This is a genomic window from Vibrio sp. B183 (assembly GCF_000740665.1).
GTDB classification, from domain to species: domain Bacteria; phylum Pseudomonadota; class Gammaproteobacteria; order Enterobacterales; family Vibrionaceae; genus Vibrio; species Vibrio coralliilyticus.
The window spans coordinates 157,490-182,102 of sequence record NZ_JPQB01000010.1; the positions used below are offsets into that span (position 1 = coordinate 157,490).

A 24,613-nucleotide genomic window follows, 5' to 3' on the forward strand; every position below is an offset into this window, starting at 1 on the left:
AGTCCGCTTTTGTTTAAGATTCTTTGGTCGACGTGACCACAACACTAAACAAAATTAACACCCCACCAATAACCTGAACTGTAGTGAATGATTCCTGCAACCAAGCCATAGCAAATAGGGCGCCGAATAACGGCTCACTCCCCATCAGCAAGGATACGCGCGTTGGAGACGTACGGCGCACTGCATAGTTCTGAACATAAAAGGCAAACAAGGTACAGAACAAGACGAGATAGATGACCGTTAGCCAAAACTCCCATGAAGCAGGAACAACAAACTCAGATGTAGGTAAGTAAGTGACGGCGCATACAATTGCCACCAATGCCACAACTAAAGATTGGAGCGATGTTAAGGTTGATGTGGTGATCACCTTACCTTCCGTAAACCGCTTGGTCATGGTAACCATCAATGCACGGAGCAGAGCCGCCGTTAGAATAAAGTAATCACCACTGTTTAGGGAAAACTCAACACTCTCTTCGCTCGTCAGTAATAAAACGCCAGCCACACTGCAAGCCGTTAGTCCCCATAAGGTGTTACTGACTTTCTTTTTATTGATCAACAGCTCTGCGAAAGCGGTCAGAATGACAGACAAGCTGATCAAAAATGCCGCGTTTGATGCTGAGGTTTGGGAAACACCAAACACTTCACAGAAAAAAATCGCCGATAGGATAAAACCAGTGGGAATCGCTATCTTCCAGTCTTTATTCAATCCTCGGCGAAAGTCTCGAATCACCACAGGTAACAGACATAAAAAGGTGATCGAAAATCGTATCGAAATAAACACCAAAACACTTGTGTATGCCAAGGCACTTTTCGTCAGGCCGTAACTCGTCCCCCAAAATATCGCAACCAGTAACAACAATGATTCCGTTACGGGGAACCTCACATTCCCTTTTTTTAGCGAATTTGCAGCTGTTGTCATTTCATTCCTCCATCCTTGTGAATGCTATTGCGAGTACGTCCCTGTACGCGCACTTGTCCAAATAAATAAGTCCTTTGTAGTTGGTGATAAAAACACTGAATCACGGGATTTGTTTTAATGGTTCAGGCTCAAATCTCGAAAAAGATTAACGTTGAATAGTTTGATGCAGTACTACGGTGTTGTTTAATGACTGAATGCCGTTAAACGACTCTATTTCGTTACACAGGGTATATATCGACTGAAGATCTGGCGCTTCAATGAGAGCAATAATGTCATAAGATCCTCCTACGATACTCGTCAGCCTTACCTCTGGAATCTCTCTAAGAGCTTCCGTCACATTATTCTTTTTGCCTTTCTCACATGAAATCAGCAAGTAACTTGCTGCTGTTCTGCCTTCTTGCTCAACTCTGATTTGAGCGGTATAGCCTTTAATGATACCGGTTTTTTCCAACCGGTTGATGCGCTCAGTAACTGCGGTGCGCGATAAACCAATGTTACGCGATAAGTTAGCGATTGACTCGCGGCCATTAGATAAAAGGTTAGAGAGAATTTTCCGATCCAGTTTATCTAGGCCCTGAAGGTTAGTCGTTGACATCATATATCCTGCCTTACGTTGTTATTATTCATTTGCTTTTTATAGGTTGATGGTTTTAGGTAAAGAGAGTCGATACAACTCTACTGGAGTAAAAGTCGGTTATTTTTCGAGAGTGGCGCTATCCGTCATAACCATCAAAACCAGACAGCTCACCCTTGTTCACAATGATTCGACGCTCTAGTCACGAGCTAACTGGATAATCATTGAGATGCATCCCCAGCACTTCTTATTTGTTCATACATCACGTATTGGAAGCACTGGGTATACCGTCAATTGACTTGCTCAGTATCCATAAGTAACTTGAGCGAAACAATACAGCCAAAATGCAAAGGATAATTGCACTGTGGACACAAATAAATTAATCCCTCTCTTATCAGAGATGGCAATTTTCGTCAGTGTTGTCGAGTCTGGAAGTTTTTCAAAAACCGCCCAGAAGTTAGGTGTCTCACCGTCTTCCGTTAGTCGTTCTATTACTAGGCTGGAAAGTGCATTGCAGGAAAGGCTACTGGAAAGAACTACCCGAAAAATGCGCCTTAGCACCACAGGGCAAGAAGTTTATAACCTGTGTAGTGACATGATGAACTCAGCCAAAATGGCGATATCCGCCGCTCAGGCTGACAAAACGAATGTATCCGGCGCGTTACGAGTCGCAGCACCAAAAGCCCTGTCACGACAAGTTTTGATGCCGATGATTTTGGATTTCATCGACCACTACCCCAATATCTCATTGCAGCTTAAAGCCGCCGATCACTATATCGATCCAATAGGTGATGAAGTAGACATACTCATCCATATCACTGACAACCCCACAGCAGGCCTAATCGCCAAGCAATTAAGCCAGTGTCGTCTGATCATGTGTGCCAGTCCTTCCTACATTGAAAAACATGGTATGCCCACGCACCCAGAAGGTATATCTGAGCACAACTGTCTGTGTTTAGGGGAGAATCCAAAAGATCGAATATGGGACTTCACCAATAACAATAAAAAACTATCGATAAATGTGAGTGGTTCATTCGCGGTAAACCACAGTGAAATTCGCCGAGAAGCGGTATTACGTGGAGTAGGAATTTCTGTTTTTCCTGAGTTCGTGATTCAGCCTTACATCGATTCAGGAGACGTAGTTGAAGTGCTAAAAGACTGGCATGTCGGTGGAAACTACCAAGGCAAAATTATTGCTCAATATGCTCAATCTAAATACATACCCAGCCAGATTAAGACTTTTATCGAGTACTTGCAAAATCGCTTCAATGAACAGCAGCAAATAAAAAAGGGCAGCTAAACTACTTAGCTACCCTTTTACTCATCATCAAAACACTATGCGTTGTCGATATCTGCGACCATAGCTTTGGCCAGCGCCTCTGCTACTTTAATACCATCAATGCCCGCAGATAGAATACCACCTGCGTAACCCGCCCCTTCACCAGCAGGGAAGAAGCCTTTCAAATTGATGCTCTGGAAGTCTTTGCCACGCTTAATGCATACTGGTGAAGAGGTTCGGGTCTCAACACCTGTTAGTAAGCCGTCTTCTGAAGCAAATCCTTTGATCTTCTTATCAAAAGCAGGAATAGCTTCACGAATCGCTTCGATTGCAAAATCCGGTAGCGCTTTAGAAATATCTGTCAGATGGATACCTGGCGTAAAAGATGGTTGAACGTCACCAATCTCACTTGGATCGCGACCTTTCAGGAAGTCACCAATCTTCTGCGCTGGTGCATCATAGTTCTCACCACCTAGCACATAAGCACCTGACTCAAGCTCACGCTGGAAACGGATACCAGCCAGAGGATCACCAGGGTAATCTCGCTCAGGGTCAATACCTACAACAATTGCACTGTTTGCGTTACGTTCTGAGCGCGAATACTGGCTCATACCATTAGTCACAACGCGACCTTCTTCTGAAGTTGCCGCAACCACTGTGCCACCCGGACACATACAAAAGCTGTAAACGGTGCGGCCATTCTTACAATGGTGAACCAGCTTATAGTCCGCAGCACCCAAAATAGGGTTACCTGCATTAGGACCAAAACGTGCTTCATCAATCATCGATTGCTTGTGCTCAACACGGAAGCCGACAGAAAACGGCTTAGCTTCCATATAAACACCACGCTCATGAAGCATTTCAAAGGTGTCACGTGCACTGTGTCCAACCGCTAACACAACATAACGAGATTGAATCTCTTCACCGTTTGATAGTGTTAGACCTGTAATTTGCTCTCCGTCCATGTGGATATCATCGACGCGAGTGCTAAAGCGGATCTCACCACCCAGCTCGATGATTTTCGCGCGCATTTTCTCAATCATGGTCACCAGTTTAAAAGTACCAATATGCGGCTTACTGACGTATAGAATTTCTTCTGGAGCGCCCGCTTCCACGAACTCAGTGATCACCTTTCTGCCGTAGAAGTTGGGATCTTTAACCTGACTGTAGAGTTTGCCGTCAGAGAACGTACCTGCGCCACCTTCACCGAACTGTACATTGGATTCTGTGTTCAGAGTACGTTTACGCCAAAAGCCAAAGGTATCTTTGGTACGTTCACGAACTTCTTTACCTCGCTCAACCACAATCGGCTTAAAGCCACTTTGCGCGAGAATCAATGCAGCAAACAAGCCACAAGGGCCGAAGCCAATAACCACCGGACGTTCAGTGATGTTCTCTGGAGCCTTAGCTACAAACTTGTACTCCATATCTGGAGTCTGCTTAACATGCGGGTCATCCGCAAATTTCACCAACAATGGCTCATCGTTTTCAACGACAACATCAAGTGTGTAAATCAACAGAATATTTGTCTTTTTACGAGCATCATAACCACGTCGGAATACATTGAAAGAGATCACTTGGTCTTCAGAAATACCGAGTTTTTTGGTGATGGCGGCAATCAGAGCCTCTTCCTCGTGGTCGAGAGGGAGTTTAATTTCAGTTAAACGTATCATGTTGATGTCTCGTAATATCAGGTGTCTTAGCCAGAGTCGCTCAGCGACCAGCTCACAATGGCGCGCATTTTACGAGAAATTGAATTGTCTGTCATACTAAATCAAGCGAGAACAAAACATTCACAGTAGAGGATGTTGAATTTTGCCTTGGGATGAGTATTATCCCCATTCCTCAATTTTTGACTAACTTAAGAGCGGATCATCATGGCGTTCGTCGTAACCGATAACTGCATTCAATGTAAATATACTGACTGTGTCGCAATATGCCCTGCAGATGCCTTCCACGAAGGGCCAAACTTCATGGTGATCAATCCGATTGAATGCATTGACTGCGGCTTATGTGTCGATGAGTGTGACGCGAATGCAATTTTTCAGGAAGACGAAGTGCCTGAAGACCAAATGCTTTACGTTGAGTTAAATGCCGAACTTGCCGAACTATGGCCTGTACAAACCGAAGTGAAGCCAGCAATGGATGATGCCGAGAAGTGGAATGGTGTGCCTGATAAACTGGGTATGCTAGAGAAATAAAGCACTCTACCTTCAGATACAAAAAAGCGCAGTAAATCACTGCGCTTTTTTGCATTCAGGACTTTTTATTCACCATGCTGACGACGCAAGTTATCTAAAATAATTCCCGTCGCCATCGCCACGTTGAGTGACTCTGCACCACCAAAAGCGGGAATGGTTATCTTGTCGGTGACAAACTGAGCGGCTTGCTCACGTATACCATGAGATTCACTGCCCATCAGAAGAATACCCTCAGCGTTAAATTCGGTTTTGTGGATACTTTCGCCTTCCAAGAACGCGCCATAAACAGGAATGCTTGCCTGCTCTAAGTAACTTGGCAGATCCAGTTGACTGACTGTGACACGGCCAAAACTGCCCATAGTGGCACTGATGGTTTTCGGGTTGTACGGGTCCGCGCAATCTTTACTCGCAACAATATGCTTGATGCCATACCAGTCAGCAACACGAATGATGGTGCCAAGATTACCGGGGTCTGACACACCATCCAAAGCAATTATCAAGCCCTGAGCTTGAGGTACCGTAACCGAAGGAATTTCTACCACCGCAATTGCCGCGTTATTGCTGACCAGCGTACTTGCTTTAGTCAGATCATCTAACGACGCTTCGATACATTCGAGGTTACCTAATTGGCCTTGGTTTTCGGTCAAAAAATCACGTGTAGCAAAAATCTGTTTTACTTGAAGCTCACTGTTCACCAATTCAAGTACGTTCTTCTCACCTTGGACCAAAAACAGACCGTGCGCTTTGCGCTGTTTCTTTTGGCCTAAAGCACGTAGTAATTTGAGTTGGTTTTTCGAAATCATAATGTATCCAAGGTGAAAACGGGATGTCCCAGATAAAAGCGCGGCAATTATAGAGTAAAGCACCTCAGAGCTAAAGAGTCTCATCCCCTAATCCACAATCAAAAAAAGCGAAGGCTAAACCTTCGCTTTCTCTCTAACTCCAGCGGAGAACTCGCACTTCATTACCCTCTTCAGGCTTGGCGGGAATATTAAGCGACAAAATGAACGAAACGACCGCCATTGCCGCGCCAATATAGAATACGGCTGACGGTGACACTAACCAGATAAGGCCAAAGGATACCGGGATAAACACCGCTGCAATATGATTGATGGTGAATGACACACCCGCTGTCGAAGCCATGTCAGCAGGATCGGCAATTTTTTGTAGATAGGTTTTAATCGCTAATGCTAGAGCAAAGAATAGGTGGTCAATAACGTACAAGGCTGCCGCCCATTCCGCACTCTGCACCAAGCCGTAGCCGACAAAAACAAATATCAAACCTGTGTACTCAAACAACAGTGCTTTACGTTCACCCACTTTACCGATGAACTTGCCAATTCTTTTTGCAAACAGGAAGTTAAACAGGTAGTTGATCAGAAATAGCATGGTGATATCTGCCGCCGAGTAACCAAACTTCTCCACCATCAAGAAGCCTGCGAAAACAGTAAAGATTTGTCGACGTGCACCACTCATAAACGTTAGCGCGTAGTACAACCAATAACGCTTGCGCAGCACTAGTTTTTTATTCTGCTGGACTTGGGTTTGAAACTGAGGAAAGGCAAACGCCATCCAAACCACCAGTAGAAAACCAATGCCACCAAAAGTCAGATACACCCACTTGAAGTCCAATTGAAACACTTCCAGACAGACCCATAGCGCACCATAAGTGATTAGCGATGCCAAAGCGCCCACAGAAATAAACTTACCCAGCATCTCTGGTGCTTCGTCTTTTGAAAGCCACTGCAAAGAGAGCGACTGCTTTAGAGTTTCAAAATAGTGAAAGCCAGTGGACATCAATAAAGTCGTCAATAGCAATCCAAACAGTGAAGGGAAAAAACCAGTAATTGCGGTACCCAGAGTAAGCGCCCCAAGCGCGAGTAGCATGAACTTCTGTTCCCGAATGAACATCAAAACAAATACGGCAGTGAAGGCTAAGAAACCCGGGATCTCGCGGACACTTTGAAGAAGGCCAATATCAGCACCATCAAAATTCGCCTTTTCAATCACGAAGTTGTTGAGCAGCGCCATCCAACTAGAGAAAGCGATGGGCACCACGATAGAAATGATGATCAAAAAATTCTGAGGAGTTTTCCAGCCAGCCGACGTGTTCATTTTTTATTCCTTTTATGAGCTCTCAAACACCTTAAGTCTTCGCCAACAAATAAACAAACTTATTTACAATTTATACGTCTTCGCCACCGCTCAAGCTTCAAACATGTCAGAGTTAAATTTAGACCTATTAAAACAAGTGAAAACAATGCTTTATCTTTGGTTACTTGCTCGTTATGGTTGAGTAATGTTTAACCAGTCGAGAAGGTAATAATATGGAAATAATAATTCGCCCTACTCTAGTGAGCGATGCAACCGCAATGTGTGAAATTTTTTCACAACCTAAGGCGCAGCGTGAAACCCTCCAACTCCCTAAGCCATCTGTGGCAATGTGGACACAACGACTGGAAAACATGCCTACTGGGGTCTATAGCTTTGTCGCGGAACTAGATGGAAAAGTAGTAGGGAACATCGGTTTTGAGCACTCTCAGCGACCGCGTACCGCTCACCGCGGCACTTTTGGGTTAGCAGTTCATGATGATTATCATGGAATGGGCATCGCCAGTAAGCTGATCGAAACCGTCCTTGATTTAGCGGATAACTGGCTGCAAATAAAGCGCGTTCATCTCGAGGTTAATACCGATAATAGCGCGGCCATCGCGTGCTATAAGAAATTTGGCTTTGAAATAGAAGGTGAAGCGAAAAATGCGGTATTCAGAGAGGGCGAATACCAAAGCACTTATTATATGGCCAGGATGAAGCCAGAATCATAAGGGCAATAGCGAGCTATTGAAAAGGCTTACCTCAAGGGTAAGCCTTTAACAACTCAAGCGCCTTGTAAGCCAACGCTTCTGTGTAATCATTGATTTTCCAATGGCCGGGACTCCAACCTTTGACAAATCGATGAAAATCCGCCCATGCAATTGCAAACAACGGCCGCCAGCTTTGCTCGACATCGTTGGCATCAATGTCAGGTTCTAATGTGTTGAGTGCCCGTTTAAGGTGGGAAAAATAGGTATCCAGAATCCAGCTTTCCATTTCATCACACTGTTCCGGCTCAACCGCACTGCTCATGAACAGAGCGACATCTTTCATCGCACATCCCTGCCCAACATACTGAAAATCGACCGCTGCGGCTTCACTGCCATCAGATGTAAAACAGAAATTAGCCAGTTTGGCGTCACCATGAACCAGTGTCTGATATGGCGCTTGACGAAGCACTTGGTCAATTTGAGCTGCAGCTTGTTTCAAGGAGAGATCATCTAGCGCTTCCAGCTCATCAGGCCTTGTATCTAGGTGCCAATAAGTACCGATCTCCCACAAGCCGTCCCCTCGCTCTCCAATATGCGATGCATGAAACCAAGCAAGCCACTTTAGCGAGGCTTCCATTTGCAAAGGCCCCGCACGTTGATGAGTTTGGGTGTAACCCAGTTGATGTAAGTCTTCCATCACCAGAAGGAGTTCCGTCCCTTGCTGTTCAACGACTATAGGCTTAGGTTGCGGACAATAACAATGGGCCACCTGAGCAAAGCTCTGATACCAATGCAGCTCAACCTGATAGGATTTCAGTTTACGTTGATGGGAGAGATCGCTATTCCAGCCTCTCGGATGATGGGAAGGTTTAGGCAATTGCACATGCTTGATAACAATACTGGTTTCATCTACATGGAGCCTGACCAATTCGCCATAGCCACTCCACAACGATTGCAAAACTTCAGTGCCTTTAAGTTCTGTATAACCTAAACGTTGACTCAAAGCTTGGTAGTCATAGGAGGTGCTCATGGCTGTTCCGCAAGCAAGTGGGACCATTCTGGATGACGGGACATATAATGCACAACGTAACTACAGACAGGTTTGATTGTGACTCCAAGACGCTCAAGCTCTGGCAAGATCGTTTCCATCATCACTTTCCCATACCCTTTTCCTTGCAAAGCCTCCGGCACTTTGGTCGACGTGATGACGTAGACATCATCATGTACTTCGAACTTCATAATAGCTTCATGTTCTGCTTCTAGAGAAACACGAAAAAGTGAGTTTGGTTCATCAAAAACTACCTTATGTAACATGCAGACTCCCAAAAATGATATCTAGCTCAAACTTATTGAGTATTTTGCTATTTGAACAAACGGTAAAGCACACATAGAATCGAATGCATCCAAGAAAGTAATAATTCTTTAACTAAGGATAACTTTGCCTATTCCTAAAACGATAACATGGCGACTCTAATGGAGGCTAGATGAATACTCAGGCGATTGCTAATAAAGATCAACCTTCACGATCACCTTCAAGAGAGAAGAGTGTTTCCACGTTGAATAGTACTGATGCACTGGCAATGTTGGAACACGGAGGAGAACTCACTATTGGTATCACAACACCCGTTGGTACCACTTTTAGGTGCAAAACAACATTCATCGGCTCCCATTCTCAAAACTTGGTTCTCGCTGAGTTACCTAAAATCTCAGATGATGATCTCGACTTTTTCTTCCAACCAGGCTTTTGGGCTGCGATAAGAGCTATTTCTCATCGTGGTGAAGGCGCTATTATCCACTTTCGGAGCCAACTTGAACATGTAATGACTGAGCCTGTACCAATCGTTGCATTGACGGTTCCCAATGCCATGCAGGTCACCCAATTACGTAAAGAGCCTAGGTATGATGTGAATCTTGCCGCTCGTGTTAATGCATCGACTCATAGACTCGATTGTCAGATTCGCGATCTTTCAAAAAGTGGTTGCCGTTTTGTCACTGCCCCATTAAGTCGCGCGTTTCAAATTGGCGATGAGATTGCTTTGGAAGTGCACTCTAGCATGGGAAAATCAAGTAAGTTTGAGCCTTTATATGGCAAGATATGTAATCTGCAAAGCTCGCTGCATTACGCACGTTACGGTGTCCAATTCGATGAAAACGGAACCACCAATGCTAAACACTTGCTGGCGAACCTGAAATTTGATGGTTCTAAACTGACACTGCGTTAGGTTTTTCTAAAAACACAGCAATAAAAAAGGCTTGGTGATTAACCAAGCCTTTTTAACGTCTGATAAACGTTAAGTGCGATATTGCTTAAGGATATCAGCCAGTGAAATGGACGCCTGAGTCAGGTTGGCGACACCTTTTGAAGACTGCTCAGCCACACTGCGGATAGTATTAGACTGAGTACGGATATCACTCAGCTCAGAAGCAATGTCATTTGCCACCGCACTCTGCTCTTCCGCGGAGGTAGAAATCTGAATACTCATATCCATGATACCACGCGCCGATTCGGAAATAGATTGCACATCACTGCCAATGTCTTCAATTAAATCGCTACTGGTGCGAGCTTGCTCTACAGTCTGTTCAGTAATCGAAGCAATGTTTTGGCTTTCTGCCTGCAATTTTTCAATCATTGACTGAATCTCAACGGTTGCTGCCTGAGTACGACTAGCTAAAGTACGAACCTCATCCGCTACCACTGCAAACCCTCGGCCTTGCTCACCTGCGCGCGCCGCTTCAATCGCAGCATTGAGTGCCAGCAGATTCGTTTGCTCTGAAATCGCATTGATCGTCGTGATCACTTCATTAATTTGAGTCGTATTGTCATTCAGCGTTGCAACAGAGCTAGAAGCTTGCTCGATATAGCTCGACAGTTTATCGATCTCGTTGATCGCGGACTGGACACGCTTGTGGCTGCCATCGATGTGTTGCGAATCTTGTTCCGTTTGCCCCATGGCTTGCTGTGAAATGTTGGACACTTCTTTCGCAGAAGCCGTCATCTCTTCCATCGCTGTCGCAACAGAATCTAAAGACGCGTACTGGTTGCTGATCTGAGACTCACTCAACTTCATCTCTTCTTCAAACGAAGCAGAGGTTTCACTTAATGTGTTGGCATTCTCTTTCACGTTGTTCACTAAGTCCGTCAGCGTATCCATTGCTTTATCAAGAGCGCAACCAATAGTACCGAACTCGTCTCGTCCTGGGTGGAAGCCCAAACGCGAAGTCAGATCGCCTTCGCCAATTTTTTGAGTCGTGGTGTAAAGCACCCATAACGCTCCACCAATAAACGTCGCAACCCAGTAACAAAATACTGCAAAAGGAATCACCCAAACAAAACTAAAGAAGAAACTGGATAGGGCTTGAGACCGAGCTTGCTGATCTTGTACCTGATTGTTTAAAGTCAGTTGATAAACATTGCCATCCTTACTGGTTTGAGACACCGTCACAATGCCGTTGTTGTAAGCAGGTTTACTGATGCTTGAGACCTTGCCAATATTGGCTTGGCCAGCTATTGACGCTTCAGAACCCGTACTCAACATCCCATCGAGTTGATGACTCGCGGCTAAAATCGCCGTTTTCTCAATTTGTTCAATTTTAGAGTAATAATTTCCACCAGCGATGCTGCCAATAGCAACAAGAAAAATGGCAAAAATCACCCACATTTTGTCATTGATAGACATCTTAATAAAAAGCTTATCTATCGTTCTGAAATCTACTTCTTTCATGTTAATCCTGCCTCTTCTAACCAAGAACTCCCTATACGGAATGTTGGTTATATAAAACTATCGGCCTATAAGAGTAATTTATGAGACATGAATCAAGTTACAATGAAATGTAATACTACTGAAATGTCATTTATGAGATCTAACCCTTACTTATACGGCCTATCGTTCTGCAACAACTCATTACATTCGCAACATTTAAGCAACTGATTGATTAGCGGTGATTGAGAAATTTCTACGGAAGATTTAGATTATTTGTACACCATCAACAAGGAGAAGTGATGAAGATAATAGTAGACGAATTAGACCACCCTGATGTCATCCATTTGCTCCAAGAACACTTGGCGGATATGAATGCGACATCGCCACCTGAGAGTGTTCACGCTCTGGATACATCTGCCTTAAAAGCCCCTGAAGTCACTTTTTGGACAGGCTGGAAAGAAGAACAACTCTTAGGTTGTGCCGCCATTAAAGAGCTGTCTGAGTCACATGCTGAGTTGAAATCAATGAGGACAACACCTAGCGCGCGAAATAAAGGTGTCGCCTCAGCTCTTCTTCAGTATGCGATTGAACAGGCAAAACTGAGAGGCTATCAGCGGATTAGTCTAGAGACAGGCTCGATGTCCTTCTTTAAGCCTGCCAGAGAACTGTATCAAAAGTTTGGCTTTGAATACTGCTCTCCTTTCGCTGACTACCAACCTGACCCAAATAGTAACTTTATGACTCTCGATCTAAACGAGCGTTAACCCGAGACCTGCTCAGCGACACGTGATTTCTTTAACAGCTGGGCAGGAGAGAACCCCGTCACAAGCATAGTACCAGACAGCACAAGTATGGTTCCGGCAAAGGTATTGAGGCCTATCGGCTCGTCAAGGATCAACGCTCCCCACATAATGCCAAACACCGGGATCAAAAATGTTACCGACAGTGCAGATGCCGCGCCTTCATCAGCCACTAATCGGAAATAGAGTAAATAAGCCACACCTGTGCAAACCACACCCAGCGCAACCACAGAGAGCATTTCGTGGGTGCTTGGCTCACCTTGCATCGGGACAAATGGAAGCAAAGGTAATATCCACAGAACGGCCGCCCACATGTTTCCGTGCGCATTTTCAAATGCAGCTACTTTAGGAGCTGTTTTGGTATAGTTGGTCGCAATTCCATAACAGCAAGCTGCCATGACACCTGCGGCAATGGGTAGTGCTGCGCTAATACCAATGTTCACCGCATCCCAGCCAACTAGCACAACAACGCCACTCACACCAAGCAACATGCCAAATATTGCTTTACTGGTCAGAAGGGATTTATGCCAGAACACGCCAATCAGTGCTCCCCAAATCGCCGCCGTTGAGTTCAGAACGGACAAAGTCGATGCATTGAGTGTCTGAGCGGCGTAAGCGAACAATAAAAAAGGTAACGCCGTATTAAACAATCCAATGATCATGAAGTGTTTAAAGTGACTTCTGAAAGCTAATTTCTTACGCAGGTAAAGAGAGACGAGTAACAAACTGATCGCAGCAAAACCCACTCTGAACTCAATCAAATAGGCTGGACCAAACGTATTGGCGGCAATCTTCATAAACAGAAAAGAGCCACCCCAAATTGCAGCGAGACAGATTAAGCGCAGGAAACTAGCGGTAGACATGATTTATCCCTCTTATTGTTTGCGCCTAATGTGAATCAATTGTTAAGCAGAATCAATCATAAATTGCATTACATTTCCGAAAATGGCCATATTCTCAGTTAACGCATTTCATACGCTTGCTTCGAGATTATCACAATGAATTTAAAGACTATTTTTTAGGTCGGTTTGGGTAAGTTAAATAGATTCATCTCGTTCAAAATCGCAACGCGAATACCGATGCCCACTACATGTCCGTGCGACGAGAAGATGCAACTGGAGAGTCTGTATAAAAACAAAGCCCCTTAACAAGTAAGGGGCCGCATATCATGCTTTGTCGATATTAGATTGAGAAAAATCGAGCTTCTCTTTAATTGCAGGTTGAGCGTCATTCTCTGGTTGAGGGTCACTGCCATCATCTGGAGAAACCAGAGGCTCTTGAGAAAGATCCAATTCGAGCTCCTCAGTAGCCTGGCTACCAAGTACCTCTTTCTCTTCAAGGGGAATATTGCGCTTATATAACTTGTTGAGCGCTTTAATCACAGCGTGCTTGCTGACTTTCTTATCTTTAATTTTCTTTAGGATAGGCTTAGATAAAGATTGCAAACCCACAACCGTATCCACACCAAGGTTTAATGCTACTTGGTCACGCAATACTCTTGCAGGCTCATGACCTAACTGCCCAGCCAAGAACAACCAAATATAAGCAATCGCATTGCCATTTGGACGATGATTCATCCAAGCTTCACCAGCATTATACATAGCGTCGGTGTAACCTTTTTCGGCCGCGCGTTCGAGCCAGTAACACCCTCTGGCATGATTAGACGCCACGCCAATACCGTGAATGTAGTTCAACCCAAGCTTCATACGCCCTTCATTGTTTCGCAACGCAGCGGCTTTCTGATAATACTCTGTGGATAGGCTTGGTTTAGGTTCAGGGTTATGCGGTGACGCATACCAGTCACCTAGAAATATCAGGGCGTCGACATAATTCTGCTCCGCTGCCTGCTTCAATATTTGAATCGCTTTACCAATGTTCTGATCCGTTCCTCGACCATAGAATAAAGCTGTCGCCATTTCAAATTTATGGGGAATGCTGCCTTCCATCGCAGGAATACATGTTTGCCAGAATTTAGCTTCTTCTCTCAGCACTAAGTCCTGATTCATCTTATTACTGATGCGAACAACACCGTACATGCCTGTGACGTTGTCCAGCCGCGCTGCTTTGTTGTACCAGTACAGTGCTTCTTTCAGTCTTGAACGTTCAGCTTCCTTCGCCAAAAACAGGATGGTCGGAATATGGCCACTCTCGGCCTTATGAATCCGATCTTCATGTTCTTGCTTACGGTTTTTTTCCATTGCTTTCCGGTAAGCGATTTCACGCTCTTTACGCTCTTGCTCCAGTCGTTTCTTACGCAGCTGAAGTGCAAGCATCCACATGAACATGCAAAGCAGTAACAAACCGGTCGCCCCGATGGCGATCCCTATAACATTCATCTATATCTTTTCTTCACCTTCGACTGGCGTTTTGTCGTATGAAATTCTTGTCGGCCAGCCACAACAAAAGTTGAGGATTTATACCATCTTTCTCTAATTGTACCTCACTCCAATGATTGGTTGATGAATAAAATACAAAACATGTCACAGGAGCAAACATTTACACGCTTAATTTTCGAAATAAATTTATATTGTCAGTGATAGGTTCTTTTTGGGAAAAGACAGCTAAAGACTCCCCTAAATGAAAAGAAACGTGAAAAATTGACCAAAAACAATAGCCGTCCCAATAAACTTATTTTATAATGCAAATTAATGTTTCAGAGCATCATAATTCCAATACTAGGGGCAACCAATGAGACTAATCCCGTTAAATAAAGCTGCACAGGTAGGTAAATGGGCTGCGGCGCACATTGCTAAACGCATTAACAACTTTGAGCCAAGTGCTGATCGTCCGTTTGTACTAGGTTTACCAACCGGCGGTACACCGCTTGCTACGTATAAAGCGCTTATCGAACTGCACCAAGCTGGTGAAGTAAGCTTTAAACACGTTGTAACGTTTAACATGGATGAGTACATTGGCATTCCAGCTGATCACCCTGAGTCGTATCGCTCTTTCATGTACAGTAACTTCTTCAATCATATTGATATTCAGGAAGAGAACATTAACCTGCTAGACGGTAATGCGGCCAATCACGAAGTCGAGTGTCAGCGCTATGAAGATAAAATTAAGTCTTATGGGCGCATCAACCTGTTTATGGGTGGTGTTGGTAATGATGGTCATATTGCGTTCAATGAGCCTGCGTCTTCATTGTCTTCTCGCACCCGTATTAAGACATTGACAGAAGACACCCGTATTGCAAACTCACGCTTCTTTGACGGTGATATAAATCAAGTTCCTAAATACGCTCTGACTATCGGTGTAGGTACTCTGTTAGACGCAGAAGAAATTATGATTTTGGTTACTGGCCATAATAAAGCACTGGCATTAGAAGCCGCCGTAGAAGGCAGCGTCAATCACCTATGGACAGTCTCTGCGCTTCAGCTACACCCTAAATCTGTCATTGTGTGTGATGAGCCTTCGACACAAGAATTGAAGGTGAAGACAGTGAAATACTTCACAGAGCTTGAAGCAGAAAACATCAAGGGTTTCTGATTCATCAAACAAGCTTAAGTAAGCCGGTAAAAGATAATAAATCCGATGCATAAAGCATCGGATTTTTATTTTCTAACCTATAGAAACCTTAGAGGTGGTTTCTTGAACATACCGGTTAGCCATCTAGACAGTTAGCTTTCCAAGCTTATCCCCAACAGGTATAATCTGCGCCTTAAAATCACAAGCGAACAAAAGTTAACCAACCTGATTGCTTGTGACTGTTCTTTAAAGATTTAGAGCAAAAGGGCTATACTATGAATCTTTCAGCTAAAACTGTGGTTGTAATTGCAATTGGCGCCGCACTGTATGGTATCGGTGGATTACCAATGTTTGGCATTCCGGTATTCGCTAACACCACGCTGAAGCCAGCGATGGCAGTTCTGGCACTATTTTCAGTTCTGTTCGGGCCTCTGGTTGGTTTCTTAGTTGGATTCATTGGCCATTGGGTTACAGACCTATTTGCTGGCTGGGGTGTATGGCTGACTTGGGTATTGGGCTCTGGCATTGTAGGTATGGTGATTGGCTTCTTCCCTCGCCTAACCGGAAATCGAATCTCAAAGGGCGAGTTCAGCCATAAAGATTTCTCTTTGTTCGTCATTCTCGCGCTCATCGGTAACATTATTGGCTACGGATGCTCCGCGTTTCTCGATACAGTGCTCTACGCTGAACCTTTCACGAAAGTCTTTACTCAGTTGACCATTATTGCTGCGGGTAACACTGTCCTGATTGCAGTGGTAGGCTATTTCATTCTTAAGTCTGTTGCTAAACGAAACAAACAAAGCCGTAACCTGACAGAGGCTTAATCGGCAATGACCATCGAATTTTCTGATTTCTCTTTTAAATACGAGTCACTGGATAGACCGACGCTAAAACATATCAATCTAAGGATAGAGAAAGGAGAGAAAATCGTCATTATTGGCCCGAGTGGTAGTGGGAAATCAACACTGGGCCAATGTCTTAACGGGCTTATCCCCCGTTCCATTTCCGGCGAGATATCCGGTTCTTTGACCTTAAATGGTCAAGACGCTTCGCAATGGGAGCTTCATCAGTTTACTGAGCAGATAGGCACCGTCCTTCAAGATACCGACAGCCAGTTTGTTGGCCTCAGTGTCGGTGAAGACATTGCTTTCGCGCTTGAGAACCAGTTGGTATCGAACATCGACATGTATCCGGTCGTTAAATCTACGGCTCGAATGGTAGAACTTGAAGATATGCTTACCCGCTCTCCCCATGATTTATCGGGCGGGCAGAAGCAGCGTGTGTCTCTAGCGGGAATTCTCGTCGATGACGTCGACACACTACTGTTCGATGAACCGCTTGCGGCTCTGGATCCTAAGACAGGTCGCAAGACCATTGAGATCATTGATCAGCTACATAAAGAGAGCGGCAAAACTACCATCATTATCGAACATAGGCTAGAAGATGTTCTCCATCGCCCTGTCGACCGCATCATTTTAATGGAGCAAGGGGAAATCGTCGCCGATATGACGCCAGATGCTCTACTCGCATCATCACTTCTGAAAAAACACGGAATCCGCGAGCCCTTATATTTGTCTGCACTTAAAGCAGCCAACGTTGTACTCAGTGATGAGGACAAACCATCCACTTTAGGTGGAATTAATCTTGAGCAACATGCCAAGCAATTCTCTCATTGGCAATGCGATCTGGCAGTAACATCAGCACAACCAAACACACCCTTACTTTCCATTGATAATTTGACTTATTCATACGATGGTGAAAAGAACGCTCTAGAAGGTGTGAGTTTCGATATTCATCAGGGCGAGTTTGTGTCGGTTCTTGGTAAGAACGGCTCAGGTAAGTCAACCATCACCAAGTTAATCATGGGTGTCATCGATCCTGATGCCGGCAGTATAGAAATGCGCGGCCAAGATTTATCAACACTGTCCATATTTGAACGAAGCCAGAAAATTGGTGTGGTCATGCAGAACCCAAATCACATGATTTCACATCATATGATTTTTGATGAAATCGCATTCGGACTGCTCAACCAAGGTCTGAATGAAAAAGAGATTGAACAGAAAGTACTTCATGTGCTCGAACTATGCGGGCTAAGCAAATATCGCCATTGGCCGATTTCGGCTCTGAGCTATGGACAGAAGAAGCGAGTTACTATTGCTTCTATTTTGGTTCTTGAACCGGAGCTGCTCATTCTTGATGAGCCGACGGCTGGCCAAGATTATCGCAACTACACATCAATGCTCGACTTTATCCAGACACTCAACAAGGAGCTAGGTATCACCGTTGTGATAATTTCTCACGACATGCACTTAGTCTTAGAGCATACTCAGCGCTCGATTGTAATAGCGGATAGCCGTTTGATTGCCGATGCCCCAATGACCCATGTATTTTCTCAACCTGACTTGCTCAACCAAGCTAACCTGACGACAACCAGTTTGTACGATATGGCGGTGAGGCTCGACGTTGCAGACAAAAACCAGTTTATGCAGCATTTCATAAAGCTGGAGCAGCGAGTCGCATGAATACCTCAAAAATGAAGTTTGGTATCAGTTATGTGGATACTCAATCTCCTCTGCATCAGTTGAACGGCATCACTAAGTTTTTGTTGTTTATCGCTTGGGTCACAGTAGTACTCACCACATTCGATTTGCGCCTTATTTCAGCTCTGATAGCGGGCGGGTTATGGTTGCTTGCAAGCACCAAAGTGCCATTTAGGGTCTATAAGCCGTTATTGCTAGGAACAGGTGGGGTTCTGATGCTAAACGCACTCTTTATGTTCCTATTGGCACCACAACAAGGGAGTGAATTGCTGGGTAGTACAACCGTTATCCTGAACCTTCCGGGTAACTATGCATTAACTCAGGAAACGCTGTTTTATTTGGTAACGGTGACTCTTAAGTACTTTAGTATGTTCCCGGTTGCGCTGGCGTTTGTCTTCACTACTCACCCAACTGAGTTTGCAGCGAGCCTTAACCGTATTGGCGTGCCTTATAAAATTGCATACGCCGTCAGCCTGACATTACGCTATCTACCTGAAGTAAAAAAAGATTTCATCAATATTATGCATGCCCAACAAGCACGAGGGTTGGATATATCCAAAACTGCGCCGCTATTTAGCCGAATGAAAAACGTCGCCAACATCCTTGGGCCATTGATCTTCTCTAGCTTGGAGCGAGCAGATGAAATCTCTAACGCAATGACACTGCGCGGATTTGGTCGCCACAAACGACGCAATTGGTATAGCCAGAAACCTCTTTCCCGCGCAGACAGATACTGTCTCACTGGTATCTTCGTCATTGTAACTCTAGCCATAGTCAAAAGAGCGCTAGAACCCCAGTTGTTCTGGTATCCATTCTAAATTCCTCTCTAAACCGAGCACTCTGCTCGGTTTTTATTATCTACTCTCTTTACGTTCTTTTACTCGCTCACTACTCTCCTTTACACATCTGACGATAAAATTCATCATATAAATCATTGAGCAAGGATACGTCATGAAGATAAATTACATGGTCATCACCCTGATGGCCTATAGCATCTCTTGGACTAGTTCAGCCAGTCTGACCTACCCTATTGTTGATACAGGCCAAACAGAATGTTTTGGCATTAAACAAGCGTCTTCGACCTGCCCCACCTCTTCTGCCGACACTTTCGGTCAGGACGCACAATACGTTGGTAACCATCCCACATACCTAGCCAACATCGACGGCACCGTCACGGATAAGGTGACAGGGCTAGTTTGGTCGTCAACCACTGATATCAACAACGACGGTAAGATCAACGCCGACGACAAGCTCAGTTATCAAGAAGCGATTGAGTATGTAGACAAGTTACGTCTTGCTGGTTACGACGACTGGCGGTTACCTAGTATTAAGGAACTTTACTCGTTGATCTTATTTGATGGTCAAGACCCCAGCGGACTCAAACAAACTGGCGATGTTAGGTTAATACCATTCATCAACGATCAATACTTTGCAATGAACTCTGGAGACACACTATCGGGAGAGAGGCTCATTGACAGTCAGTTTGTATCGAGCACTAAGTATGTCTCAACAACAATGCGTGGCGATGAAACAGTATTTGGCGTTAACTTCATAGATGGTCGAATCAAAGGCTATGGTATTGAAAATCCACGAGGTGGTAAGAAAACCTTTTATGTTCTAGCTGTACGCGGCAATACTTTGTACGGTCAGAACCAATTCACAGATAACAAAAACGGCACGATCGAAGACACGGCTACTGGGCTGCTATGGCAACAAAGCGATAATAGAAAGAATGTTAAATTCCCGGAAGCCCTAAGCTACTGTCAGAACTTATCACTCGCAGGCCGAAGTGATTGGCGCTTACCAAATGCCAAAGAACTGCAATCCATTGTGGATTATTCTCGCTCTCCTAATACATCAAATTCTGCAGCTATAGATCCGATGTTCGAGACCACTACAATTCGCAATGAAGAAGGACAAACAGACTACGCCAACTATTGGAGCAGTACCACTCACCAGAATTTGCGCAATGGCGCCAATGCGGCTTATATCGCTTTTGGTCGTTCAATGGGGTACATGAACAATCAATGGATAGATGTTCATGGTGCGGGTTCACAACGAAGTGATCCTAAGTCTGGCAGCAGCAACATGTACCCAACAGGTCATGGACCTCAGGGAGATGCGGTACGTGTCGAAAACATGGTGCGCTGTGTGGCAGGCGGTGATGTCCAGTTTGTGCAAAACCCACCTCAACATCAACGCATGGCTAAAGTTTTTACTAACAGTGGGGCAAATACCCATTCTATGAAAAGTAGCCGCCCACAAAAAGATGTCTCAGGCTCAAGGGGGTTACCGCCAAGAATGGATCGAAATGGTGACGGGAAACTTTCACGCAATGAGGTAAAAGGGCCGTTGAAAAAAGATTTTAGCCGCCTAGACCGGAATAACGACGGTTACCTCACACCAGATGAAATTCCCCCAAGACGCTAAGGCATAATAAAAGGGAGCGCCTGGTACAAAGGCGCTCCCTTTCTTCGTAATACTTTACTAAAGTGTAAATTTTTGGCTCATCTGACAAAAGTTGAGCCCTTCAATTAAGCTTGCTACAGGCTCGAGACTACTTTTCTCAAACTGTACTCCGAATTTACAATAGCGGCTGGTCATTTTCACGTTTCTGACCACAGCTTCAAGCACTTGAGGCTCTGCAACTTTATCGGTTTCCGTTACTTGGATGCTCAATGAGATAAGATCACCAACTTTATGATTAGTCAGGTTGCGATCGACAACAATCAAGCAGCCATTACTCGAGATGTCACGAATCTGACACTTAAAGTGATGAGATTGTGGAGCCAATACCCCTTCTAACGCTAACTCTAATCGAGCACTTTCTCTCAACCCAGCAGCAACCTGAGTCGCAGCAGGTAAAGTAATAAGAAATAGACTGTTACCTCCCGCCTCAATCACATATTCCAGCTTACTCTTAAAGTAAATTCTCGCGCCTTCACCAGCCTCAGAAATGACACAGGCTTTGATCGCGTAACCGCGCTGAAAAAATACGGCCACTTCTTTGGGGGAAACCTTTGGCATCTCTAGCAGCATGAGGTTGTTTGAGTGGAGACCAATATATTTGGTTTTGCCTTTAAGGTTTTTGCCTGTTGGCGTGGTGATCAGGAATGCAACTTCACTCAACGGCTTAACATCACGGAAAGCATCTTCACCATATTTGATGTTATCAGAAGACGGTTTGGGAGCTTCTTTAGTCTGGGCAGCTTCAGCGGAAGATAGCTCGATCACTTCCGCTGTCTCGCTTTGCGTCGCTTCTGTCATTATTCTACTGTGTCCATATAAACCAACTCACATATACAGTTTATAAGCAATCACACGGTATCAGCAAGAAAAGTTAACATTAGATTTACATCAATTTATATTGCGCTTAAAAAAGAGTCGATTAGAAGAACAATCGTGATTATAATCTGGCTGAGTTTGGCTAAACTCACCACAAAATCAAACCGAAAAATTTAGGAGGATACGATGATTGTAGCAAGAACCCACCCGGCAGAATTAGTGAAGAGCTCATAAGTAACAATAGGTTACAGACTTCCCTTCCTTTGCCCGGTGTAATCATACCGGGGTCTAATGACCCTAGCTGACAAATTAATGCAGAAACCCTTCTGCAGGTCTGGGGTACACAATGAATATCATTCCCAAGCAGCCGTTGAATTTACCTCAACTTGGCTGGAATAACTTATTTCAACAACAACTGACACTTGAAGAACTTGAACACTGCCGCATTGCTCGCGTAGTAGAGCACCACAGAAGTGGATACAAACTGCTCAGCGAAGCTGGTGAAATGACCTTAGCTATCCATAAATCACTGCCGATGATGACTGTCGGTGACTGGCTTTTGTTAAACCAGCAAGGTGGCTTCGAGCGTTTATTGGACCGCCAATCTTTGTTTGCTCGTAAAGCTGCTGGCAGCAAAGTCGCCGAGCAGCTGATTGCTGCAAACGTGTCCACTTTGTTTATCGTTTGTGCGCTTAACGATGATTTCAATCTAAGCCGTATTGAGCGCTATCTGGCCACTTCAAACGAAGCCGAGGTCGAGCCTGTCATCGTTTTAACAAAAGCTGACCTAGTCACTGATGCAGAAGAGAAGCGCCAACAAGTACAACAACTCGATCCTTTGCTTATGGTAGAAATGCTCAATGCTTTAGATGGAGAGCAATATACATCGCTAAGTAGTTGGTGTAAGTCAGGATCCACTGTCGCTTTCATGGGCTCCTCTGGTGTCGGAAAGTCGACTTTAGTCAATGGCTTACTAGGCGATTCTGTTCAGTTAACTGGAGGCATTCGAGAAAGTGACAGTAAAGGACGACACACCACCACTGGCCGTTCAATGCACTTCCTGCCAAGTGGCGGTGTCTTAATTGACACACCTGGAATGAGAGAATTGCAATTGTTCGACTGCGCGGATGGCGTGGCAGAAACCTTTTCAGATATCGAAGCGTTAGCGGAAAAATGTCGCTTCTCTGACTGCCAACACGACAGTGAACCTGGTTGTGCGGTAATAAATGCAATCGAGACAGGGCAATTAGAACAGCGAAGGCTGAATAATTATCTGAAGTTGATGCGCGAACAGCAAAGAAACAGCGCTACTTTAGCTGAGCGTCGCGCTTCTTATAAACAGCAGACTAAGATGTACAGGAACATTCAAACTGCCTGTCGAAGTCGCAAACAAAGTTTGTAAATTTAGAAGGGGCTAAACGCCCCTTTTTTTGTACAATACTGACAACATAAATAACACAATATTCACATTTTAACATTTCCAATAATTTATCATGCTAAAAATCAATTAATTCTAGACACATTATATCAACACGCTAGTATTGTCCCACTCAGTTATCAATAACTGAAATTACTAGAAGTTTATAAAATAATTCATTGCAGGGATAACTATGCAACACAACTCTATCTTTGCCCGCTTTGCTCGCGGAAATCTGGTATTACAAATCTTAGCTGGTATCGTTCTCGGTGTAGGCTTGGCAACTGTATCTCCAGAATACGCACAAAGTGTTGGTTTACTCGGAAGCTTATTTGTCGGCGCATTAAAAGCCGTCGCCCCTATTCTTGTTTTTATTCTGGTTGCTGCATCAATCGCTAATCAGAAGAAAAATCAGCACACCTACATGCGTCCAATAGTGGTTCTGTACCTTTTCGGCACGCTGACCGCAGCGTTAACCGCAGTCGCACTTAGCTTCATGTTCCCGACCACATTGACACTGGTTTCTGGTGCTGAAGGTGCCACCCCACCTCAAGGTATCGGCGAAGTTATGAACACTCTGCTGTTCAAAATCGTTGATAACCCAGTGAGTGCACTGATGAATGCTAACTACATTGGCATTCTGGCATGGGCGATTGGTTTGGGCCTTGCACTTCACCATGCATCAGGCACAACTAAAGCAGTATTTGAAGACTTGAGCCACGGTGTCTCTCAAATCGTTCGCTTTATTATCCGTTTAGCACCATTTGGTATTTTTGGTCTGGTGTCTTCAACGCTAGCAACGACGGGTTTCGATGCTTTGGCAGGTTACGCACAGCTACTAGGTGTACTGCTAAGCTCAATGTTGTTTATTGCACTAGTCGTAAACCCTATCATTGTTTTGGTCAAAACTGGCGAAAACCCTTACCCGCTTGTATTCCAATGTCTACGTGAAAGTGGCGTAACAGCCTTCTTCACACGTTCAAGTGCTGCGAACATTCCAGTTAACATGGCACTGTGTGAGAAACTAAAGCTTGATGAAGATACATATTCTGTCTCCATCCCGCTAGGTGCAACTATCAATATGGCTGGTGCGGCAATCACGATCACCACATTGACACTTGCAGCTGTTCATACAATGGGCATTGAAGTCGATATTCTGACCGCCCTACTTCTGAGTATCGTTGCTGCTGTTTCTGCATGTGGTGCTTCTGGTGTTGCAGGTGGATCACTACTACTAATCCCATTGGCTTGTGGCCTATTTGGTATTCCTAATGAAATCGCGATGCAGGTTGTGGCTGTAGGCTTCATCATCGGTGTAGTTCAAGACTCAGCTGAAACTGCACTCAACAGCTCGACAGACGTTGTGTTCACTGCAGCAGTATGTAAAGCGAAGCAAAAGCAGAACGCTTAATCTTCGTTGTTTACTCACATATTAGAGCCCGGCTACATGCCGGGCTTTTTTTATTCCCTATCCACCACGTGTTCCATAGAAATCGTCGTAACAATTGCCTTTCAGGAAGTGTCTCCCAACCTTACATATTTCGTCACAAGCTAAAGACTAAACACTGTAGCTCATGTGGTTAAGCCAGATAAATCGACTTAGTTGGTAAATTAATTTCCATGGC

The 24,613-nt window shown here is 44.5% G+C and carries 23 protein-coding genes; 12 read left to right on the top strand and 11 right to left on the bottom strand.

All coding sequences use genetic code 11. From position 1 onward, the window contains the following. Positions 1-13: 13 nt before the first annotated feature. Together IX95_RS11655 and IX95_RS11660 are read right to left on the bottom strand one after the other, a co-directional pair. Positions 14-919: a DMT family transporter gene (locus IX95_RS11655; protein ID WP_038160124.1), complete on the bottom strand. Its 906-nt coding sequence runs from the start codon at positions 917-919 to the stop codon at positions 14-16. A gap of 145 nt (positions 920-1,064) precedes the next feature. After that, entirely contained in the window at positions 1,065-1,517 is a 453-nt protein-coding gene (locus tag IX95_RS11660; protein WP_019274291.1) for an Lrp/AsnC family transcriptional regulator, read from the bottom strand. Between the two features lie 340 nt (positions 1,518-1,857). On the opposite strand from IX95_RS11660, the gene IX95_RS11665 reads away from it, so the two are divergent. Beyond that, complete coding sequence (locus IX95_RS11665) at positions 1,858-2,793, top strand: LysR family transcriptional regulator (protein WP_038160126.1); 936 nt, start codon at positions 1,858-1,860, stop codon at positions 2,791-2,793. 35 nt (positions 2,794-2,828) lie between these two features. On the opposite strand, the gene IX95_RS11670 is transcribed toward IX95_RS11665, so the two are convergent. Continuing rightward, positions 2,829-4,445 carry an NAD(P)/FAD-dependent oxidoreductase gene (locus IX95_RS11670; protein ID WP_006961561.1) on the bottom strand — a complete coding sequence of 539 codons (1,617 nt, stop codon included), beginning with the start codon at positions 4,443-4,445 and terminating at the stop codon, positions 2,829-2,831. A 204-nt stretch (positions 4,446-4,649) separates the two neighbouring features. Here IX95_RS11670 and fdxA point away from each other — a divergent pair, with 204 nt between their 5' ends. Then, positions 4,650-4,973: a ferredoxin FdxA gene (gene fdxA, locus IX95_RS11675; protein ID WP_038160128.1), complete on the top strand. Its 324-nt coding sequence runs from the start codon at positions 4,650-4,652 to the stop codon at positions 4,971-4,973. Between the two features lie 65 nt (positions 4,974-5,038). Here fdxA and IX95_RS11680 read toward each other — a convergent pair whose 3' ends face one another. Beyond that, positions 5,039-5,776 carry an RNA methyltransferase gene (locus tag IX95_RS11680; RefSeq protein WP_038160131.1) on the bottom strand — a complete coding sequence of 246 codons (738 nt, stop codon included), beginning with the start codon at positions 5,774-5,776 and terminating at the stop codon, positions 5,039-5,041. A gap of 133 nt (positions 5,777-5,909) precedes the next feature. Next, complete coding sequence (locus tag IX95_RS11685; protein WP_038160134.1) at positions 5,910-7,088, bottom strand: MFS transporter; 1,179 nt, start codon at positions 7,086-7,088, stop codon at positions 5,910-5,912. Positions 7,089-7,300: 212 nt separating this feature from the next. On the opposite strand from IX95_RS11685, the gene IX95_RS11690 reads away from it, so the two are divergent. Continuing rightward, complete coding sequence (locus tag IX95_RS11690; RefSeq protein WP_038160137.1) at positions 7,301-7,798, top strand: GNAT family N-acetyltransferase; 498 nt, start codon at positions 7,301-7,303, stop codon at positions 7,796-7,798. 31 nt (positions 7,799-7,829) lie between these two features. Here IX95_RS11690 and IX95_RS11695 read toward each other — a convergent pair whose 3' ends face one another. Together IX95_RS11695 and IX95_RS11700 are read right to left on the bottom strand one after the other, a co-directional pair. Next, entirely contained in the window at positions 7,830-8,807 is a 978-nt protein-coding gene (locus IX95_RS11695) for a phosphotransferase (RefSeq protein WP_038160141.1), read from the bottom strand. Then, a complete protein-coding gene (locus IX95_RS11700; protein WP_038160144.1) occupies positions 8,804-9,091 on the bottom strand; it encodes a GNAT family N-acetyltransferase in 288 nt (95 codons plus the stop codon). Before IX95_RS11700 ends, IX95_RS11695 begins: the two co-directional genes overlap by 4 nt. A gap of 170 nt (positions 9,092-9,261) precedes the next feature. On the opposite strand from IX95_RS11700, the gene IX95_RS11705 reads away from it, so the two are divergent. Beyond that, positions 9,262-9,999 (top strand): PilZ domain-containing protein, encoded by a 738-nt coding sequence (locus tag IX95_RS11705; protein WP_019274283.1) that lies wholly within the window; start codon positions 9,262-9,264, stop codon positions 9,997-9,999. A 69-nt stretch (positions 10,000-10,068) separates the two neighbouring features. Here the strand turns inward: IX95_RS11705 and IX95_RS11710 are convergent, their stop codons facing one another. Then, positions 10,069-11,499, bottom strand: a complete 1,431-nt coding sequence (locus IX95_RS11710; protein ID WP_038160146.1) for a methyl-accepting chemotaxis protein — start codon at positions 11,497-11,499, stop codon at positions 10,069-10,071. A 278-nt stretch (positions 11,500-11,777) separates the two neighbouring features. On the opposite strand from IX95_RS11710, the gene IX95_RS11715 reads away from it, so the two are divergent. Further along, complete coding sequence (locus IX95_RS11715) at positions 11,778-12,242, top strand: GNAT family N-acetyltransferase (protein WP_006961572.1); 465 nt, start codon at positions 11,778-11,780, stop codon at positions 12,240-12,242. Here the strand turns inward: IX95_RS11715 and IX95_RS11720 are convergent. Both IX95_RS11720 and IX95_RS11725 read right to left on the bottom strand, forming a co-directional pair. Further along, entirely contained in the window at positions 12,239-13,141 is a 903-nt protein-coding gene (locus IX95_RS11720; protein ID WP_038160147.1) for a DMT family transporter, read from the bottom strand. The two genes, IX95_RS11715 and IX95_RS11720, sit on opposite strands and share 4 nt — an antisense overlap. A 303-nt stretch (positions 13,142-13,444) precedes the next feature. Further along, entirely contained in the window at positions 13,445-14,614 is a 1,170-nt protein-coding gene (locus tag IX95_RS11725) for a tetratricopeptide repeat protein (protein WP_038160148.1), read from the bottom strand. 352 nt (positions 14,615-14,966) lie between these two features. On the opposite strand from IX95_RS11725, the gene nagB reads away from it, so the two are divergent. The 5 genes from nagB to IX95_RS11750 all read left to right on the top strand — a co-directional run bounded on the left by nagB (position 14,967) and on the right by IX95_RS11750 (position 20,716). Beyond that, complete coding sequence (gene nagB, locus IX95_RS11730; protein ID WP_038160149.1) at positions 14,967-15,767, top strand: glucosamine-6-phosphate deaminase; 801 nt, start codon at positions 14,967-14,969, stop codon at positions 15,765-15,767. 254 nt (positions 15,768-16,021) lie between these two features. Further along, positions 16,022-16,570: an ECF-type riboflavin transporter substrate-binding protein gene (locus IX95_RS11735; RefSeq protein WP_038160152.1), complete on the top strand. Its 549-nt coding sequence runs from the start codon at positions 16,022-16,024 to the stop codon at positions 16,568-16,570. A 6-nt stretch (positions 16,571-16,576) separates the two neighbouring features. Further along, a complete protein-coding gene (locus tag IX95_RS11740; protein WP_038160154.1) occupies positions 16,577-18,268 on the top strand; it encodes an ABC transporter ATP-binding protein in 1,692 nt (563 codons plus the stop codon). Continuing rightward, entirely contained in the window at positions 18,265-19,104 is an 840-nt protein-coding gene (locus IX95_RS11745) for an energy-coupling factor transporter transmembrane component T family protein (RefSeq protein ID WP_038160156.1), read from the top strand. The genes IX95_RS11740 and IX95_RS11745 overlap by 4 nt, the downstream gene beginning before the upstream one ends. Positions 19,105-19,237: 133 nt before the next feature. Continuing rightward, a complete protein-coding gene (locus IX95_RS11750; RefSeq protein ID WP_038160158.1) occupies positions 19,238-20,716 on the top strand; it encodes an Lcl domain-containing protein in 1,479 nt (492 codons plus the stop codon). Positions 20,717-20,773: 57 nt separating this feature from the next. Here IX95_RS11750 and IX95_RS11755 read toward each other — a convergent pair whose 3' ends face one another. Continuing rightward, a complete protein-coding gene (locus IX95_RS11755) occupies positions 20,774-21,553 on the bottom strand; it encodes a PilZ domain-containing protein (protein WP_038160160.1) in 780 nt (259 codons plus the stop codon). Positions 21,554-21,917: 364 nt separating this feature from the next. Here IX95_RS11755 and rsgA point away from each other — a divergent pair, with 364 nt between their 5' ends. Both rsgA and sstT read left to right on the top strand, forming a co-directional pair. After that, positions 21,918-22,973, top strand: coding sequence for a ribosome small subunit-dependent GTPase A (gene rsgA / locus IX95_RS11760; protein ID WP_038160162.1), 1,056 nt, complete (start codon positions 21,918-21,920; stop codon positions 22,971-22,973). 208 nt (positions 22,974-23,181) lie between these two features. Continuing rightward, complete coding sequence (gene sstT / locus IX95_RS11765) at positions 23,182-24,399, top strand: serine/threonine transporter SstT (RefSeq protein ID WP_006961582.1); 1,218 nt, start codon at positions 23,182-23,184, stop codon at positions 24,397-24,399. The last annotated feature ends 214 nt before the right edge of the window (positions 24,400-24,613 follow it).

Excerpts from the sequence above, each read along its gene's own strand:
- IX95_RS11655 (WP_038160124.1), bottom strand. The coding sequence starts at position 919 with ATGACAACAGCTGCAAATTCGCTAAAAAAAGGGAATGTGAGGTTCCCC.
- IX95_RS11660 (WP_019274291.1), bottom strand. The coding sequence starts at position 1,517 with ATGATGTCAACGACTAACCTTCAGGGCCTAGATAAACTGGATCGGAAA.
- IX95_RS11670 (WP_006961561.1), bottom strand. The coding sequence starts at position 4,445 with ATGATACGTTTAACTGAAATTAAACTCCCTCTCGACCACGAGGAAGAG.
- fdxA (WP_038160128.1), top strand. The coding sequence starts at position 4,650 with ATGGCGTTCGTCGTAACCGATAACTGCATTCAATGTAAATATACTGAC.
- IX95_RS11680 (WP_038160131.1), bottom strand. The coding sequence starts at position 5,776 with ATGATTTCGAAAAACCAACTCAAATTACTACGTGCTTTAGGCCAAAAG.
- IX95_RS11685 (WP_038160134.1), bottom strand. The coding sequence starts at position 7,088 with ATGAACACGTCGGCTGGCTGGAAAACTCCTCAGAATTTTTTGATCATC.
- IX95_RS11690 (WP_038160137.1), top strand. The coding sequence starts at position 7,301 with ATGGAAATAATAATTCGCCCTACTCTAGTGAGCGATGCAACCGCAATG.
- IX95_RS11695 (WP_038160141.1), bottom strand. The coding sequence starts at position 8,807 with ATGAGCACCTCCTATGACTACCAAGCTTTGAGTCAACGTTTAGGTTAT.
- IX95_RS11700 (WP_038160144.1), bottom strand. The coding sequence starts at position 9,091 with ATGTTACATAAGGTAGTTTTTGATGAACCAAACTCACTTTTTCGTGTT.
- IX95_RS11705 (WP_019274283.1), top strand. The coding sequence starts at position 9,262 with ATGAATACTCAGGCGATTGCTAATAAAGATCAACCTTCACGATCACCT.
- IX95_RS11710 (WP_038160146.1), bottom strand. The coding sequence starts at position 11,499 with ATGAAAGAAGTAGATTTCAGAACGATAGATAAGCTTTTTATTAAGATG.
- IX95_RS11715 (WP_006961572.1), top strand. The coding sequence starts at position 11,778 with ATGAAGATAATAGTAGACGAATTAGACCACCCTGATGTCATCCATTTG.
- IX95_RS11720 (WP_038160147.1), bottom strand. The coding sequence starts at position 13,141 with ATGTCTACCGCTAGTTTCCTGCGCTTAATCTGTCTCGCTGCAATTTGG.
- IX95_RS11725 (WP_038160148.1), bottom strand. The coding sequence starts at position 14,614 with ATGAATGTTATAGGGATCGCCATCGGGGCGACCGGTTTGTTACTGCTT.
- nagB (WP_038160149.1), top strand. The coding sequence starts at position 14,967 with ATGAGACTAATCCCGTTAAATAAAGCTGCACAGGTAGGTAAATGGGCT.
- IX95_RS11735 (WP_038160152.1), top strand. The coding sequence starts at position 16,022 with ATGAATCTTTCAGCTAAAACTGTGGTTGTAATTGCAATTGGCGCCGCA.
- IX95_RS11740 (WP_038160154.1), top strand. The coding sequence starts at position 16,577 with ATGACCATCGAATTTTCTGATTTCTCTTTTAAATACGAGTCACTGGAT.
- IX95_RS11745 (WP_038160156.1), top strand. The coding sequence starts at position 18,265 with ATGAATACCTCAAAAATGAAGTTTGGTATCAGTTATGTGGATACTCAA.
- IX95_RS11750 (WP_038160158.1), top strand. The coding sequence starts at position 19,238 with ATGAAGATAAATTACATGGTCATCACCCTGATGGCCTATAGCATCTCT.
- IX95_RS11755 (WP_038160160.1), bottom strand. The coding sequence starts at position 21,553 with ATGACAGAAGCGACGCAAAGCGAGACAGCGGAAGTGATCGAGCTATCT.
- rsgA (WP_038160162.1), top strand. The coding sequence starts at position 21,918 with ATGAATATCATTCCCAAGCAGCCGTTGAATTTACCTCAACTTGGCTGG.
- sstT (WP_006961582.1), top strand. The coding sequence starts at position 23,182 with ATGCAACACAACTCTATCTTTGCCCGCTTTGCTCGCGGAAATCTGGTA.